Origin of the sequence: Nonomuraea antimicrobica (genome assembly GCF_039536965.1) — a bacterium.
In the GTDB taxonomy this organism is placed as follows: Bacteria; Actinomycetota; Actinomycetes; order Streptosporangiales; family Streptosporangiaceae; genus Nonomuraea; species Nonomuraea antimicrobica.
This window is the reverse complement of the sequence record NZ_BAAAZP010000237.1, coordinates 1-12,995: the sequence shown is the minus strand read 5'-3', so window position 1 is coordinate 12,995 and position 12,995 is coordinate 1. Positions and strand designations below refer to the sequence as shown.

Sequence of the window (12,995 nt, the reverse complement as noted above, 5' to 3'; positions counted from 1 at the left end):
CCTGACCCACGACGGCGAGCGGGCATCGTCAGGACGGCTTGATTTCGGCCAGGCGTGTCCGGGCCACGGACACGCCTGGCACCCGGCGTGGCGGTCAGTGCCTGTAGGCGGCGACGACCTCCACTTCGACCAGCCAGCCCGCGACCGGGAGGTTGGCGATCTCGATCGTCACGCGGGCCGGACGGGCCGGGTTCACCTCCATGGGCGGGGCGGGCGGGGCGGTGCCGAGCGGGACGGGTACGGGCCGGCCGGTGGCCAGGTCCGTGTTGGCGAAGAACTGGCGGTAGGCGCGGTTCCAGCCGGTGAAGTCGGCCGCATCTGCTCCGGGCGGCTTCTCCAGGTAGGCGCGCATGGAGACGACGTCGGCAAGGCCGAGCCCGGCCGCGGCGAGGTTGGCCTTGATGCGCTTGAGCACGTTGAGGGCCTGGGCCTCGGTGATGGTGACGCCCGGGGGCGGGGTGCCGCCGGGGAAGTCGACGTAGCGTTCGGGAGAGTCGGCGGGGGCCGCGGGGTTGGCCGCCGCCGGGCCGAGGCCGCTGGCGGTGTACGAGGCCACCTGCTTTCCGAGCGCCACTCCGTCGGCGATCGAGGGGTTGGTGGTGCCCGCCGGGAGGAAGGGCTTGACCTCCTGCGGCCGGGGCGACCAGGTGGGGCCGGCGGCGGCCGTTCCGGTGCCGAGGACGAGTACGACGGCCGCGGAGAGGGCGACAGTGCGGATCTTCATGCGGGAGTGTCCTCTCAAGAGGTGCTCAGGACGCGCTGGTGCAACTCGGTGACGACCTTGCGGGCGGACTCCAGGGCTCCCGACTGCCAGGCGATCATGTAGCTCAGCCAGTCCCCCGCGAAGTACACGTGACCGGCCGGTTTGTTGAGGAGCTGGTACGCGCCCTGCCGGGACGGCCAGCCCACCCATGCGCCCTCGATGTGCGGCTGAAGTTTCCAGGCGACGGACACCGACGACACCAGCGCGTCCCTGTAGTTCGCGCCGTGGATCTTCATCCCCTGCTCGATCGCGCGGCGCTCGCGGTCGGCGTGCTTCAGCGCGGCGTAGGCGTCGGCCTGCGGGCCGAAGTTGTAGTAGCCGACGACCATGCCACGCGCCGTGCCGTACCCGTAGGAGGGGTACCAGATCGTAGCCAGGTCGAGGTCGGTGGCGGTGATGCCGCCGTAGATGTCCTCGTCGGTCTCCCACCAGCGGCGGCGGTACTCCAGGCCGATCTTGCCCGCGTTCGTGACGGTCGGGGTGGCGAGCGCGGCCTGGACCTCCGGGCCGAGGTTGTGCGCGGTCTTGGCCAGGATGTTCGGGGGCATTGCCGCGACGCACATGTCCGCCGTGATCTTCTGGGTACGGCCGTGGCGGTCCTGGTACTCCACCTCCACTCCGTCCCGCAGATCGGTGATCTTCGTGACCTTGGCCCGCAGCCGGATCCGCTGCCGCCCGATCTTGCTCGCGAAGGCGCGCGGGATGGCGTCCATGCCGCCCACCGGCTGGAACATCAGCATCGCCTGGTCATAGCCGAACTCGAACGCGAACCGCTGCCCGACGCCGCTCGCCAGCACCTCCGACAGTGACGGCACCGGCCCGAGAGGCGTGCCCGCCTGCTCTCCCGCGCCCGGGTTCACGCTGTGGCCTCGGCGGGTGGTTCCGGAGTACCGGAATCCGCTCGCCTTGTCCCCCACCGCGCCGAAGCTCGACAGGAAGGCGATCAGCCGCTCCTTGTCCTGCGCGGTGAGCGCCGTGTCCAGCGCGCCCGCATCGGTCGCCCGCGACAGCAGCTCCGCGACGTACCCGTACACGTCGGCCTTGGCGGCACGCCAGCGGACGGGGGCCGGCATGTTCTGATGGTAGATGTACGCCTGGGCGTTGGCGTTGGTGAAGACCTCCAGGTCCACGCCGAGCTCGCGGCAGTAGTCCATGGTGACCATCCACTGCGCCAGCCGGGCCGGACCCGCGTTGAGATAGACGCCGTCGCCGAACCGCGCGACCTGTGTGGAGCCGTTCAGCTCGGTCACGCGGTCGCCGCCGCGGATGGTCCAGTTGCGGCCGCCCACCCGGTCGAGCGCCTCCAGTATCGTGCAGTCGTAGCCCGCCTTGCCCAGCTCGTACGCGGTGGCGAGGCCCGCTATCCCCGCGCCGAGGATCACCACTTTCTTCGCGGAACGCCCAGTGAGCGAGAAGTCGGACTGCTGCGGTGGGTCGAAGGTTCCCTTCGCGGACGCCTCTGCGGACGGCGCGAGCCCCAGGGCCCCCATGGTCGCGAAAAGCGCGCCTGCGCCACCGGAAACACCGACGGCGGACAGGAAATCGCGTCTGCTGTACCCCAACACGTACCTCCAAGATTTTGCTGGAGGCGAGTCTTGGGAGGTTTTGTTGCCGATTATCCGGCTCTGTGTTGTTTGTACGTTTCAAGCTAATCATCGTGTTTGTGGTGGATTGTTAGCTTCCCTGAGCACAAGCCCTGTTTTCCGCATGTCAAGTTGGCTGAAGATCGCCGGGTTGCCGCAGTGATCGCCATCGCGGCATGACCAGGCCGCCGAGACAGCGTGCACAGACGGGCATGGCCGGTGTTCGAAAAGATGCTCGGAGCGTTGCCGGTCATCGCGCGTGTCACAGGGCCCGGACGAACCCCTGTCAAATGTGCGGTCGACTCGAAGCGCGGCGCCGGTGTTGCCACTGGCCCGTTTCTCCGAGCCGCCATCCCGAACCCGCCGTGCCGTGGCTGAGCGAAGGACCCCTTCCGCAAGAGAGGGCCCTGCCTCCTCACTGTCGCGGCCCCGCCGCCTCGGCGGCCGACACCACGACCGACCTCGGGGTGACCTTCGACTCCTACACCGCCGACCTGGCCGTCGGCGGCGGCCGGGTGTTCGTCCCCGCCGACGACCGGATCATCGTGGCCGACACCGGCGCAAACCTCACCGGCAGCGTCGTCACAGGTCTCTCCGGCGTCCGCGAGCTGGCCATGAACGCGGACGACACCCGCCTGTACGCGGCGCTCACCGGCTCGAACGAGGTGGCCGAGATCGACACCGCGAGCCTCGCCGTCATCCGGCGGATCGACCTGTCGGCCCACCCGTGCCCGTCCACCCTGGTATTGCTGGGCGAGCGGCTGTGGGTGGGGCACGGGTGCGACAACGGCCCTGGCGGCGTCGTCGGCCTGGATCTGAGCGCGGCCACACCGGCGCCGGTGACGGTCGGGGGCGAGCACCTGCGCGCTCCCGTGCTCGCGGCCGCCGGCGACACGCTCGTGGTCGGCCGGACCAGCCTGCACCACGCCGACATGCTGGTCTACGACGTCGGCGGCGGCACCCCGGAGCTGCGCGGCACGATCGACGGCGAGGAGTGGCGCATGGACTTGCCCACCGGATACAGGGACGGAACCTTCGTCAGTCCCAGCTCCCGCAGGTGCACGACTTCCCGGATCTACGCGACGGCGACCTCGATCGCACGCTGGTGTTCGCTGTGGTCAGCCGCTCGGCTCGGTGCGGTGGGAGCGGGTCAGAGCCAGCCCGCCGAGGGCCGCACCGACCAGTCCAAGCACTAGGGCCACGGCTCCCCCGAATACTCCGTTGCCGGTGCCGAGACCACCGTCGGCGACAGCCAGGTTCACGGCGCCGTTGAGCCCGCCGGTCAGTCCCACCGCCAGGGCCACGATGCCTCCCCTCCTCCCGCCGTTGCCGATACGACGGACGAAGCGCAGCGCCAGCCAGCCGATGACCACGCCGCCCAGCGCCACCAGTGCGGCCACACTGGCCCAGATTCGCCGCGGGGTCCCGAGGAAGGTATCGACACCCTGGCCCGCGCATTCTGCCGGTGTCGTACAGACTGGCGAGGCCGCCTGTGCGGCAAGCGCAGATAGGACGGACATGAGGTTCTCCTCCGCTTCCTGCGACTGGACGCCACAACTATGTCCGCTGAACCCGCCGCCGGTCATCCTGCAGACGCAGACACCTCTGACTGCCGCAGACGCGGCACGAGAGCCGCGCCTACTGCGTCCGCGGTAGGCGCGGTCCCGTGCCAGCAGTCGCGTGCCGGCGCCAGAGTTTCGAAGGCGCGCTACTACCTCGATGGACCGGACCTGGCCGACCTCGACGATAATCTGCAGGCCAGTTCCTGCTCCAGTGCAGCCTGCGCGTCGGCGATGCTGACGTTGCAGGCCTGGGCGATGTCGGTCCACGACGTTCTCTCGTCGCGAAGGGTCTGCACGGCAAGGCGCAAGGCTGCGTCATGGCGTTGACGCGCCTCGGCGAGCGCGTCGAGTTCGGCCGATTGCGGGCGTAGCTGCACGGGCGGGGCTGTTGGGGTATCCAACCGCAGGGCCAGCGCCTGTTGCGCGCTGGCCTGGAGTTCACGCAGCGTGCGGCCGTGGACGAGGACACCCTGCGGGTTGGCCGGGGTGATCCACCTGCGATGCAGCCAACGAGCCGGCACAACGATGGCGCTCCCCTCCGCCGGCAGTTCGGGTGTGGGCTCGATGGCGGTCAGCAGGGGGCCAGCCCGTACAGCAGGGCGCCGGGGCGGACGAGCTGCGTGGTGGCGGGGTGGCGCAGCTGGGCGGCCAGCGCCGAACTGGCCAGCGCGTGCCGCCGGGGACGGCGCCCGAGCGCGGCCGCCACCTTGGCGTAACCCTGCTCGAACAACGCGAGCTGGGCGGCCAGTTCGGCGCGGCTGGTGCCGCTCAGGTGGGTGTAGACGCTCGCCACGGTGAGGCCGTCCAACGCGGCCAGTTGCTGGAGCTGATCCAGACCGGCGGGGGTGAGCGGCCAGCCGTAGCGGCCGAGCCCGGTGTCGAGCTCGACGTGGGCGAGCACTGGGCCGGGCAGGTCACGGGCGGCGCGGCGCAGATCACGAGCAGCCGCCAGACACGACAGCGAGGGACGCAGCCGGCGCGAGGCCACCTCGCGGGCGGCGGCAGACGGGATCGGCGACAGGACCGAGACGGGCACCCGGAGTCCGGCATCGCGCAGCAGGCACGCCTCCTGCACGGTGGCCACGGGGCCAACTGGCGGACGCCGTGACGGGTCAGCAGCGTCGAGGCCGCCGTCAGGCCGTGCCCGAAGGCGTTGGCCTTGACCACTGCGATGATCGTCGTCGCCGGTGAGGTCGGCGACGCACGGCGGTCACGTTGGCGCGCACCGCCGCTTCATCGAGCCAGATCTGAAGACGCTCCACCGTTGTCACCGGCCTGCGGGGCGTAGCTGGCGGTCGCGGGCCAGCAGGTCGTGCACCTGCTGCTTGAACAGCGATCCGCGAGTGCGGTGGTCGGGGAACATGTCCTTGCTGTTGGCGCCCGGTGAGAACAGCACCACATCGCCGGACAGGGCGACCTGGTGGGCCTGGTCGACCGCCTCGGCCAGGCCGGCGGCCTCGGTGCACCGGTCAGACCGTGACGGCGGGCCGCCTCGGCGGTGCGCCGCCCCGTCTCCCCCATGGTGATGAGGTGCTGGACCCGGCCCGGCAGCGCTGCGGCCAGCGCGGCGAGGTCGGCGTTCTTGTCGTCCTTACCGCCGGTGATCAGCACCACGGGCCGGCCGGCGAAACTGTCCAGGGCGTGCAGCGATGGACCACGGATTGGTGGCCTTGGAGTCGTTGACGTAGTCCACCGCGGCGACGGTGGCGACGTGCTCGATGACATGCTCGCGTCCCGTATACGCGACGGCGACGTCGCGGATCACCGCCGCCGCGATGCCGTCGGCCAGACCGGCCGCCGCCATGGCCAGGAGGTTGGGCAGGGCACCGGGCACCCGCAGTTCTTCTCGCGCCCACAGGACGATCCGGGCGTCGTCGTGGTGGGCCACCGCATCGGAACCGTCGACGAACACCCCGTCGGTGTCGTCCGGCAACGGCCCGAGAGCGCTGAAGAACACCGTCCGGCCAGGGCTCCGCTCGGCGATCTGCCGACACCACTCGTCGTCGAAGTTGGCGACCGTGATGTCGGCCGGCGTGTGGTTGCGGACGATCTTCGACTTGGCGGCGACGTACTCATCCCAGGTGTAGCGGTCCATGTGCTCGGGGCGGACGTTGGTCAGCACCGCGATGTGCGGCTTGAAGGCGTGGCAGTCCTCCAGTTGACCCGCTGACACCTCCACCACGGCGACGGCGTCGGCGTCGCCGTCGGTGGGCATGCCGGTGAAAGCGGCGGTGAGCGGGTAGCCGATGTTTCCGGCGACGTACGCGGTGTGGTCTGCGGCCCGCATCAACTCGCCGATCAGGGCGGTCGTGGTGGACTTGCTGTTGGTGCCGGTGACAGCGGTGATCGGGTGCGGGCACAGGATCGCGCCGAACTCGATCTCGCTCCACACCGGCACCCCCCGCCGGTGGGCCTCGACGAGGACGGGCAGGTCGCAGGGAACCCCCGGGCTGCGCACCAGCAGCGTGAAGCCGTCCAGGCCGGGCGGGGGCGAGCCGAGATGGTAGGAGATCGGCAGAGGTGCGGGCCGCGCCAGCGCCGGGGCCAGATCGTCGCGGCTGCGGGTGTCGGTGACGGTCACCGGCGCGTTGCGGGAGGCGCCCAGGACGGCCGCGGCCTCGCCGCTGACGCCCAGCCCGAGGATCAGCATGCGGGCATGGTCAAGGAGCATGACGACTCCAAGAGGGGAGGAAATGAAGGGAGAAGAGGGGCGGTGGCGGCACAGGCCGGCCAGCCCGGTAAAAGAAGGGGCCGCGCGCAAGGGGTGCGATGGCGCGGCAGACGCGGCGAGTCGTGATCGTCGCGTGGGCGCCCGCCAAGGACGTCGGTGATCGGCAGGCACTCCTTGTGCTGTGCTACACGGTTGTCGAGGTCGCGTCACCCAGCTCGCGGATGACCTGCATGTCGTTGAAGGGCAGCTTGCGCTCGCCGACGATCTGGTACGGCTCGGCGCCCTTGCCGGCGACGAGCACGATGTCGCCGGGGTCGGCCACCTGCAGGGCCCGCGCGATGGCGTGGCTCCGATCGTTGATCCGCTCCACCGTCGCGGACGTGGCCTTCAGACCGGGCATGATCTCGTCCAAGATCGCCTCAGGGTCTTCCGTACGCGGGTTGTCGCTGGTGGCCACCACGACGTCGGAGTAATGACCGGCGATCTCCCCCATCGGCGCGCGTTTGCTGGGGTCGCGGTCGCCGCCGCACCCGAAGACCGTGACCACCTTGCGCTCGGCGAACCCGCGGATCGTGGTGAGGACCTGCGCCAGCGAGTCGGCGGAGTGGGCGTAGTCCACGATCACCGACACCCCGGCCGGGGTCTGATACGTCTCGAAACGGCCCGGGATCGACGGCAGCTCCTCCAGCGCGCCGCTCAGCACGTCCACGTCGTGGCCCAGCAGATGGCCGGAGGCGAGCGCGGCCAGAGCGTTGGAGACGGCGAACCGGCCCGGGAACGGCACACGCGAGGTGTGACGGCGACCGGCATGGTGGAGCACGAAGGAGGTGCCGGTCGCGTCCGCCCGCAGATCGCAGGCCCGGAAGTCAGCCGGATTGTCCAAGCCGTAGGTCGTCGTCGCGCCCGGCATCAGCGCGGCGATGTCGGCGCTGACCGGGTCGTCGGCGTTGGCCACCGCCCACCTGCACATGCCGCCGAACAGCAGCAGCTTGGCCTGCTTGTACGCCTCCATCGAGCCGTGATCGTCGAGGTGGTCGGGAGTCAGGTTGCTGAACACACCCACGTCGATGTCGGTGTGATCGACCCGGCGCAGCTCCAGCGCTCTCGAGGATGCTTCCATCACGACGGCGCCAGCCCCCCGGTCCCGCATCGCGCGCAGGATGTGATGGAGCTCCACCGCCTCCGGGGTGGTGGGGGTGGACTTCTCAATCCTGATCGGCTCGTCGCCGACACGACAGCCATCGGTACCGATGACACCGACCCGAGCCTGCGCTCCGACCCGCAGCAGCGCCTCCACCATGTAGGAGATGCTGGTTTTCCCGTTGGTGCCGGTGACCGCCACCACCTGCAGCTCCCGGGACGGATGCAGGAAGTAGCGCGCGGCGACCAGCGAGGCGGTCGCTCGTGTGTCCGCCACCTGCACGGCACAGGCATGCGACGGCAGGGGCTCGACGAGCGGGCGCTCGACCAGGACCGCGACCGCTCCACGCTCCACGGCGTCGGCCACGAAGTCGTGCCCGTCCACATGTCTGCCACGCATGGCGATGTAGAGACTGCCCGTGGTCATGCGCCGCGAGTCGTAGGCGATGCCGGCGCGGACGTCGGCCTGGCCCGGATCGCCAGAAAGTACCTGGTAGTGATACCCGTCCAGCAGCTCACGCAGGTTCATACTGCTCCCTCTCCCTCTCTCGTTGAGGCCAGCTTGCCGTGATCGCAGGGACTGGCGGAGGAGATACGCCGTCGGCGTGGTCGGCGTGCTGACACTGTCCCCCTCTGGCGGCATGGCATCAATGTCACGCAGCGCATGCACATTGCCGCCGCGGCAATGTGCCCCGGCGGAGCCGGACGTTACGCTGAGCCAAAGGCGTAGGAGGATCAAGCGCCGGAGGTGACGCCGTGGTCGCGATGAGCCGAGCGAAGCGAGCAGACCTCGCCCGCCGGGCTCGCCGTATCCGCCAGGAATGTGAGCGTCAAGGCGTGGGGACCGCACAGGTGGCCGCGGCTATCGTCGAGCAGTTGCCGGACATCCTGCCGCTGGAGGCGTGGCGGCTGGCGCGCGGCTGGTCCCGGCCACAGGCGCTAGCCAGGCTCCTAGCCACCCTGTACAAGGCCGATGGACGGGTCGCGCCTGGGGTCAACACCGAGATGCTCTGCCGGTGGGAGCACGGTGCCGTGGCCATCTCCGCGGACTACGCGTACATGTTGTGCCGCCTCTACGAGGCGTCGCCGGACGCGTTACGCCCCAACGCCGCACCAGCCCCGGCGCCCATCGAAACGCTCCCAGACTCGAAATCTGTTACGCACCGTCGCCGCGTGATTACAGTACTTGATGGGAGTCGCGACGACGAGGGGACCGAACCCATGCGCGGCGTCGCACAGTACTCGCGGCCGGGTTGGACATTCCGCTGGCAGCCCTCCAACGCGTCGACGACGCCCTGGCTGTCCCCCCACGGGCGGACTCCGTCGAGCCGACACCCCGGCGGGATGGGGGCTCGTGGCGGCGAGCTACCGCCTGGCCACCGACACCCTTAACGAGGTCGGCATCAAGCCGACGGCCCGCCCCACCGCCGACCGTGCGGTCCTGTACGCCGCCCGATCTGATGACGCGGTGGCCATCGCCGCTTCGGCGAAAGCGCTCGGCATGATGCTGCGCGTCGAGGGGCGTACTGACCTTGCCGCCGCGGTGATGACGAGGGGCGTCGACCGTCTGGCATCGACTGGGCTGCACACCACGGCCCAGGCGTCGCAGTACCTGCGACTGCTGTGCGCGAGGGCGTACACCTACGCCTGGGCCGGAGACAGGGCGCGCGCCCTGGAGGGGATCGTCGAGGCCGAGCACGCCGCCGGCCACATTCCGGCCATGAAACCAACCAGTTGGCCGTTCGCTCGGCTTTATCGCCTCAACATCCACTACGTCCTCGGTGATGCCGGCACGGCACTGCACGTTGCCCGAGACCTGCGGGTGGGCATGTATCCGACGCCTGAACGGCGCGGACGGTATTACACCGACCTGGCACGTTCCTGGTGGCGGTGGGGCAAACCGGAGCAGACCACGACAGCTCTACTGGAGGCGTTGGAGCAGGTGCCGGGAGAAGTACGCGACAGACCATCCATCCGGATGATCGCGACCGAATTGGTCGACCGGCATCCACGAGTCGCTGGTGTGCGTCAGCCCGCCAAGGCGATCAGCCGCCCTGCGGGCTGACGACGTGGAGGGCACCGCTCGGGCGAGCGGTTGCAGAGCGCGCGTCCCTCGCAAGCACGGAGCGCTGCGCGGGGCGTTGTCGTGCTCGAGGTCGGGCGGCCTTGGGGGGTGCGACGCAACATGCCCGCCTGGTAGATCGCCTCGACCACGGCGCGAGGACCTCAGCCTGCGCGACATCGCCGCCCGGCTGGTCATCACCAGCGGCGCCGCCGCCGAACAGAAACTCCAGGCCATGAGAGAAGCAGCCACACGCGCCACCACCGTCAGCCTCGGTATGCCCGACACTCGCCGATCCGTTGGACGCTCAAGCGGACGCGGGACATGACGAGCCCGTCACCACCAGGCCGGCCAAGCATTCCGCCTACACACGGGGTGTGGCCAAGAGACGACCAGAAGCCACACTGATGATTTTGAACGTGGCCTTGACCTGACGCCAGCCCGTTCCGCACAGGCACCCATGCGCGACGCGGGCGTCGCCGTCTCCGAGCGATGCTCCGGAGCAGGCGCTATCCGTTCCCGATGACCTGCTCGGCTGCGCGTAGTTCGGCGTCGCGGGCCTGACGGAACCTGTCGAAGTCCGCGCGGTGGGTGGCGATGGCGTCGAGCTGGACGTGTGAGTCAGCGGTGGACCAGGCGGCGACCAGGCCGGTAGTCCGCTTGCAACCGACGTCGGCCTTGGCGACGGCGATCTCCCGGGGCGAGGGCTGGGCGGACCTGGCCCAGGCCGGATCGGCGGCGGCGTCGAGGGGCATGCCGTAGGCGAAGCCCTTGGCTTTCATGCACCTGCTCCACGCGCCGAACACCGCGACGACGGCGGGAACCCGCTGGGACGCCTCGAAGGTGTCGCCGATGAAGCCGTTGAGCCGCTGCTGGTCGAGCTTGGGGACGCCCTCAGCCAGCCGCGTGCGCGCGGTGTTCCGGCAGCCGCCCTGCCCGTCGTGCCCGTACGCGGCGCGCCGCTCGGCGGGGGGCAGCGCGTCTCGCCGTCGCCATACCTGCTCGCGCGCCTGCTGGTCAGGGGCCAGGGGCGGCAGGTGGTAGCCGTAGCGCCCGGCCACCTCGGGCTCGATCACGCCGTACCGCCTGCGGTGCAACGGGTCGGTGTCGGTGCGCGCCGGCGGCGGCAGCATCTCCCAGTCGAAGCCGGAGCCGCGCATGCATGCGCGGGTGAGCAGGTCTTCTGCGTACTCGATCGTCTGGATGTCGAGGCGGGAAAGGATGAAGTCGTCGAGGGGGACGCTGAGGCCGCTAGCCTCCGCGCTCACCTCGGGGGGCTTCTCAGCCGGTGCGATGTCCTCCGGCGTTCGCGCACACCCGGCGAGGACCACCAGGGCGGCGAGGAGAACCAGAGCCGCCCTGTGGAGCGGACGGGTGCCGGGGGCGGGGCGGCGGCGAGTGACGCGGGAGGGATGCGCCGATGGGAAGTGGCCGGCGCGCCGGGGGATCGCCATGGTGTCCCTCCTCGTGTCGTCTCGCGGGATGCCGCCCCGCCGCCTGCTGAATTCTTCGGGATCCTGCTAGATCACGAAGCGGACCGAGCTGGCCACGTTGTCGAAGTTGGAGGGGTTGTTGCTGTTGTGGGTGAGGTCGCTGTCGGAGGAGTGGGCGAGCGCGGAGTAGGCGGCACCGGTGTAGTTCGCATTGGCGTACATCACCGCGCGCTGGTCGCCCGAGTTCCTGAACGAGCTGATGTTGTCGTTGATGCTCGCCCCGCTGCCGCCGGACCAGTAGTTGTTGATGAAGTTGGCGTCGTTGCCGCTGAGGTGGGCCGAGCGGCCCTTGTAGTCGTCGTGCTCGTACACGCTGAGCGAGCGGGGCGCCTGCGCTTCCGCGTTCGCCGGGGATCCGGCCGCGAGCAGCCCGGAGATCCCCAGCACCGCGGCACCGACAGCCGTACCGAACCTGTGCTTCATACGCACTCCCTGGGTAGGGCGCCTGCCAGGCGCCGCAATGGTTGACTCTGCGCGACGGGAGAGGACATGGATGACCCTGCCCACTCCATCGCTCTGAGTATTATCAAGATAACTTAAAGTAGCCAGTCATGTTGGTGACGCGAGTGGGCGATATGTGGCGGCCCACTGGCGGAAACGGGCCGCGGGTTGAGGTAGCTGCTGGTCAGCGGCCTGCGAGTGCGGTGCAAGCGGTAGATCTGCCGATCTTGAAGGTGCGGGCGGCTTCGGTGACAGAGACGCCGTCGTCGACCAAGCGGCACAGGGGGCCAGTTCGGCAGGGCCAATGACGGTGGGTCGGCCCCCGTCCTCTTCTTGCCGGGCAGCATGACACCGTCGGCTTCACGGCGCTTGGCGGCTTCGATCCCCTCGGCCTGGCGTTCGGCGCGCAGTTCGAGTTCGTACTCGGACGCGGCGGCCAAGACCGTGAACATGAACCGGCCTTCTATGGTGTCGAAGTCGAAGTTCTCGGTGAGGCTGATGATCTTCACGCCGCGGTCGCGGAGCTCGCGAGCGGCCGACCGTCGTCGTACAGCCAACGGTGCGAGCTGAACTGGAGCCAGGAAGCTGATTTCGCAGTTCAGGGCCTATATGGCGGCTGGTGCCACGTTGGCTGGTGCACGGCACCCAGCGGGTTGTGGATCAGTAAGGGCACCATGTCAGGCAAGTATTTCGACCTGGCGCCGCCTCTGCGACCGTCAAAGGGGAGGCGTGGTTGTCGTAGGGCGCTGATAGCGTCGGCCTCCGCTCGTGGGTTGAGGAACCTGCCATGCCGATCATCGCGCCCGAGCCCCGCCCGGATAGGACGTTGCCCGCGATCCGAGAGGCCTTGAGTCGTCCCCGCGATCGAGAAGGCCTCGACTGGGGCTGCCCGCCGTGGTGGAGGAGGCACGCGCGGCCGGCGACTGGAAGCCGGTGGAGGACTTCGCTCATAGGTGGTGGATCATCGCCTGTGACAGCATGCAGCATCCCGAAGGCCGCCGGCAGATGTGGGAGACCGTCGACGACATCCAAGCCAGGATCGATCGCGGCGAGCCGCTCCCGGGCGGCCGTTCGATGAGGTCATCGCCGAGATCGCCGCCAAGCGCGGGATTGTCCCGGCGTCCCCGTCACGCGTTGAGCAACTCTGCGTCGGTGTCCGGGTCCAGGGCGGTGCCCTGTTCGAATTCGGTTTCGAAGCCTGCTTCTCCCAGTGCTGCCTGCAGTGCCGCGGTGATCCGGTTCACGTCTCCGCTCTCGGCCGCCGGCAGCGGGGCGCCTGC

General features: G+C 69.6%; 14 protein-coding genes. 3 read left to right on the top strand and 11 right to left on the bottom strand.

Going from position 1 to position 12,995, the window contains the following annotated elements; genetic code table 11:
- Positions 1-94: 94 nt before the first annotated feature.
- Together ABD844_RS49675 and ABD844_RS49670 are read right to left on the bottom strand one after the other, a co-directional pair.
- A complete protein-coding gene (locus ABD844_RS49675) occupies positions 95-724 on the bottom strand; it encodes a Rid family hydrolase (protein WP_344896089.1) in 630 nt (209 codons plus the stop codon).
- 14 nt (positions 725-738) lie between these two features.
- Positions 739-2,253: a flavin monoamine oxidase family protein gene (locus ABD844_RS49670; protein ID WP_344896086.1), complete on the bottom strand. Its 1,515-nt coding sequence runs from the start codon at positions 2,251-2,253 to the stop codon at positions 739-741.
- 560 nt (positions 2,254-2,813) lie between these two features.
- On the opposite strand from ABD844_RS49670, the gene ABD844_RS49665 reads away from it, so the two are divergent.
- Positions 2,814-3,542, top strand: coding sequence for a YncE family protein (locus ABD844_RS49665; protein ID WP_344896084.1), 729 nt, complete (start codon positions 2,814-2,816; stop codon positions 3,540-3,542).
- On the opposite strand, the gene ABD844_RS49660 is transcribed toward ABD844_RS49665, so the two are convergent.
- From ABD844_RS49660 to ABD844_RS49635, 6 genes are all read right to left on the bottom strand, one after another.
- Positions 3,465-3,746, bottom strand: coding sequence for a DUF6223 family protein (locus ABD844_RS49660; RefSeq protein ID WP_344896081.1), 282 nt, complete (start codon positions 3,744-3,746; stop codon positions 3,465-3,467). The genes ABD844_RS49665 and ABD844_RS49660 overlap by 78 nt on opposite strands.
- A gap of 311 nt (positions 3,747-4,057) precedes the next feature.
- A complete protein-coding gene (locus ABD844_RS49655; protein WP_344896078.1) occupies positions 4,058-4,429 on the bottom strand; it encodes a hypothetical protein in 372 nt (123 codons plus the stop codon).
- Positions 4,430-4,479: 50 nt separating this feature from the next.
- Positions 4,480-4,992, bottom strand: a complete 513-nt coding sequence (locus ABD844_RS49650) for an alanine racemase (RefSeq protein WP_344896075.1) — start codon at positions 4,990-4,992, stop codon at positions 4,480-4,482.
- Between the two features lie 183 nt (positions 4,993-5,175).
- Complete coding sequence (locus tag ABD844_RS49645; protein ID WP_344896072.1) at positions 5,176-5,304, bottom strand: hypothetical protein; 129 nt, start codon at positions 5,302-5,304, stop codon at positions 5,176-5,178.
- Between the two features lie 195 nt (positions 5,305-5,499).
- A complete protein-coding gene (locus tag ABD844_RS49640; protein WP_344896070.1) occupies positions 5,500-6,579 on the bottom strand; it encodes a Mur ligase family protein in 1,080 nt (359 codons plus the stop codon).
- 184 nt (positions 6,580-6,763) lie between these two features.
- Positions 6,764-8,248, bottom strand: a complete 1,485-nt coding sequence (locus ABD844_RS49635) for a UDP-N-acetylmuramoyl-L-alanyl-D-glutamate--2,6-diaminopimelate ligase (RefSeq protein WP_344896068.1) — start codon at positions 8,246-8,248, stop codon at positions 6,764-6,766.
- A gap of 825 nt (positions 8,249-9,073) precedes the next feature.
- Here ABD844_RS49635 and ABD844_RS49630 point away from each other — a divergent pair.
- Positions 9,074-9,784: a hypothetical protein gene (locus ABD844_RS49630; RefSeq protein ID WP_344896066.1), complete on the top strand. Its 711-nt coding sequence runs from the start codon at positions 9,074-9,076 to the stop codon at positions 9,782-9,784.
- A 506-nt stretch (positions 9,785-10,290) separates the two neighbouring features.
- Here ABD844_RS49630 and ABD844_RS49625 read toward each other — a convergent pair.
- From ABD844_RS49625 to ABD844_RS49615, 3 genes are all read right to left on the bottom strand, one after another.
- A complete protein-coding gene (locus ABD844_RS49625; RefSeq protein ID WP_344896063.1) occupies positions 10,291-11,049 on the bottom strand; it encodes a hypothetical protein in 759 nt (252 codons plus the stop codon).
- A 252-nt stretch (positions 11,050-11,301) separates the two neighbouring features.
- Entirely contained in the window at positions 11,302-11,697 is a 396-nt protein-coding gene (locus tag ABD844_RS49620; RefSeq protein WP_344896060.1) for a peptidase inhibitor family I36 protein, read from the bottom strand.
- 113 nt (positions 11,698-11,810) lie between these two features.
- Positions 11,811-12,272, bottom strand: coding sequence for a recombinase family protein (locus ABD844_RS49615; protein ID WP_344896057.1), 462 nt, complete (start codon positions 12,270-12,272; stop codon positions 11,811-11,813).
- Between the two features lie 337 nt (positions 12,273-12,609).
- Here ABD844_RS49615 and ABD844_RS53530 point away from each other — a divergent pair.
- On the top strand, positions 12,610-12,995 hold a 386-nt coding region (locus ABD844_RS53530), incomplete at its 3' end, for a DUF6247 family protein (protein ID WP_425568795.1).